Source organism: Mesorhizobium sp. WSM3868, assembly GCF_002294785.1.
Lineage (GTDB): Bacteria > Pseudomonadota > Alphaproteobacteria > Rhizobiales > Rhizobiaceae > Mesorhizobium.
The window spans coordinates 1-2,447 of record NZ_NSGB01000044.1 but is presented as its reverse complement, the minus strand read 5'-3'; the positions used below and the strand labels follow the sequence as shown (position 1 = coordinate 2,447).

Below are 2,447 nucleotides of genomic sequence, written 5' to 3'. Positions count from 1 at the left end.
ACAACTTTTCCTCGAAAAGGCCTCTAAGGCCTAAGCGAAAGGGAGAACCAATCCTCTACTAGCCAGCCGATCCAAGGCGCCCACTCTCGCACCCAGATGTTTGATGATCCCGTGATACGCATGAAGTATCCCCATACCTTGCGCTGCCCCAACCCCTTCGAAGTATGACCACTCGGCGCTGCCACCGAGTGCATGACGCCAGACTAAACAATTAAGGCGAGACCGAACTAGGAGTTTCTGATGGCGCGGAAAGTCATTGTCACGTGTGCAGTCACCGGAGGGGGGTCCGCGGTTCTTGCGAAGCATCCAAATATCCCCAAGACGCCATCACAAATCGCGGAGGCTGCACTGGAAGCTGCAAAGGCTGGGGCTGCGGTCGTTCACATTCACGTCCGCGAGCCTGACACGGGGGCCCCATCAAACCGAATTGAGCTTTATGAACAGGTTGTTAAGAAGCTTAGGGACGCGGCGACCGATGTCATCATCAACCTAACCTGTGGAATGGATGGTGAACTTGAACTTGATTCTTTGGATCCTTTAAAAATTGGAAAGGCTAGCACACTTAAAAACGCAATTGGACGCTGCTCCCATGCCGTCAAACTTCAGCCGGAGCTTAGCACCCTCGATTGCGGAACGATGGCTTTTGGGGATGCGATTTTTGTTGCTCGTATGTCCGATCTGCGAGAGATGGCGACACTCATGCGCGAGGCTGGTGTCAAACCCGAGCTCGAATGTTTCGATCTAGGCCACATTGAAACCGCTAAGAAACTCATCTCCGAAAACATAATTGACGGTCCGCCCCTTTTCCAATTTTGCCTCAGCACGGGTTATGGAGCTCCCGCTGTGCCGAGCGCTGTCCAGGCGATGCGTGAGATTCTCCCTTCCGGGGCGGTCTGGGGCGGATTTGGCTGTGGTGCAGATGAAATGCCAATGGTTGGGCAGTTGGTGGCTATGGGCGGACACGTCCGGATAGGTTTGGAAGATAACATTTATCTCCGACGTGGGGTGCTGGCATCCAATGCGGAGCTCGTCGACAACGCGGTGGGGATCATCGAGCGCATGGGCGCCAGCGTCGCCACGCCTGCCGAGGCACGGACAATCCTCGGAGTACGAAAGCGCGGGTGATCCGCACTCCCGTATCATGTGCAGCGAACAATGAAAGCGAACTAACCTGATGGAGGCCGCAATGGGGTCGCAAGTCGAAAGCTGTCTTGGAATTCTGGGCTTGGAACCTGGTTTGCCGGCCGGCGTGACGCCGCCGTCGGTGCCAGCCACGATCAGAAACGGACAGGTGAAGACGATCAGCGGCCGCAATATACTGGCGCAGGCGGGGTTCGTCGCCGAACTGTTCGCGATTGGCCTTCTGCTGTGGTTGATCAGGGCCGCTGCTGCCGATCGTTGGACTTTGCACTGCAAGCCTGCGCGACGAAGTCAGGTACGACAAAAAGCTGTTTTTGGAGATGTAAATGCCGCCGAAGACAAAGCACTGCCTCGGAATCCTGGGTCTGGATTGCGGGCCGCCGTCAGGCCAGACGTCGCCTTCGCCTCTGCCCGGCTCGCTCCAGAGCTCGGCCACGTTCGGCCTTGATGTCGTTACGGAGGTTGTTCCGGGGGCTTCGGCCGATGTCGTCATGCGTGGCGATCCTAGCCTCGAACCGGCCTACGTGGCAGCGGCTTGTCGACTGGTCGAGCGGGGCGCTGTCGTCATCAGCGCGGATTGTGGCTTCTCTGTCCGACATCAGGCGGCAGTGGCCGCGTCTGTGAACGTTCCTGTAGTCATGTCGAGTCTGGTTCTGGTGCCGGCTCTGCTTCGCCAGCTTTCTTCAAATGCCAAGCTCGCCATCGTGACTGCGGACGCGGGGGAATTCAGCGAAGATTTGCTTGGAATTAGCGATCCAGCTGAGCGGGCGAGGGTTGTCGTCGGTGGCATTGAACACACCACTTCCTACCGAAACATGATGATGGATCCGCCACAGCCGACCGAACTTCGCGATATTGAGGAGGATGTCGCCGGCTGCATCGAGCAGCTCCGTGCTGCGCATCCGGAAATCGGGGCGGTCGTAGTCACTTGCACAGGGCTTCCGATAGCGATGCCGGCGATCCGTCGAGCAACAGCGCTGCCAGTTTACGACATTACGACGATATGCCGGCTAACGCTTGAGTCCGTTGGCGCCTGATATTGTCATCGCTTCAAGATCTTTAGCTTTTCTCGCAGGCTGTTCGAGAAGCACTCTCCAGATAGTTGATACGAGGTAATCTATGCGCATCGCATGCATTGGCACGGGGACCGTAGGCGCGAGCTGGCTGGCATTGTTCACTACAGGCCCGCACGAGGTCACCGCCTGGGATCCCGCAACAGGCTGGCAGGAACGTCTATTGGCCGGCCTCGACCGCTATGAGCCGCAGTTGCGAGAGCTAAACAGGCCGACCGCACGTAACCGCCTTCG

At 57.6% G+C, this 2,447-nt stretch carries 2 protein-coding genes and 1 pseudogene; all 3 read left to right on the top strand.

Features of this window, described 5'->3' with window-relative positions:
• Positions 1 to 240: 240 nt before the first annotated feature.
• On the top strand, positions 241 to 1,125 hold the full coding sequence (locus tag CK221_RS29430) for a 3-keto-5-aminohexanoate cleavage protein (protein WP_095780269.1): 885 nt from the start codon (positions 241 to 243) through the stop codon (positions 1,123 to 1,125).
• A 341-nt stretch (positions 1,126 to 1,466) separates the two neighbouring features.
• A complete protein-coding gene (locus CK221_RS30540; RefSeq protein WP_179295240.1) occupies positions 1,467 to 2,177 on the top strand; it encodes a hypothetical protein in 711 nt (236 codons plus the stop codon).
• An 82-nt stretch (positions 2,178 to 2,259) separates the two neighbouring features.
• Positions 2,260 to 2,447: pseudogene (locus CK221_RS30600) on the top strand (3-hydroxyacyl-CoA dehydrogenase); the annotation flags it as partial.